Origin of the sequence: Nocardioides sp. CPCC 206348 (genome assembly GCF_048654705.1) — a bacterium.
GTDB lineage: Bacteria > Actinomycetota > Actinomycetes > Propionibacteriales > Nocardioidaceae > Nocardioides.
Genome location: NZ_JBMCZA010000235.1, coordinates 13985 through 14309 on the forward strand (window position 1 = coordinate 13985; position 325 = coordinate 14309).

The following is a 325-nucleotide window of genomic DNA, read 5'->3' on the forward strand; positions in this document are numbered from 1 at the left end:
TCAGACCCGCGAGATCGAGTGCGACGCGGTCGTGATGGTGACCGCACGCCTGCCCCGCGAGGAGCTCTACCTCGACCTCGTGGGTCGACGTGACGCCGGCGAGCTGCTGTCCGTGCGCGGCATCGGCGACGCCTGGGCCCCCGGCACCATTGCTGCCGCGGTCTGGTCCGGACGCCGTGCGGCAGAGGAGTTCGACGCCGTACTGCCGTCCAACGACGTCGTGCCGTTCCGGCGCGAGGTGACCCAGCTGGCGTGAGGCGCAACTCTGCTGGCTGCACGCCGCACCCCCGGGGCTCGCTGAGTCCCGGGGGTGCGGTGCTTTTCG

1 pseudogene is annotated in these 325 nt (G+C 72.0%); it reads left to right on the plus strand.

What is annotated here, in order from left to right:
- Positions 1–256 (plus strand): annotated as a pseudogene (locus ACOADB_RS27010) (NADH:flavin oxidoreductase); the annotation flags it as partial.
- Positions 257–325 lie beyond the last annotated feature (69 nt).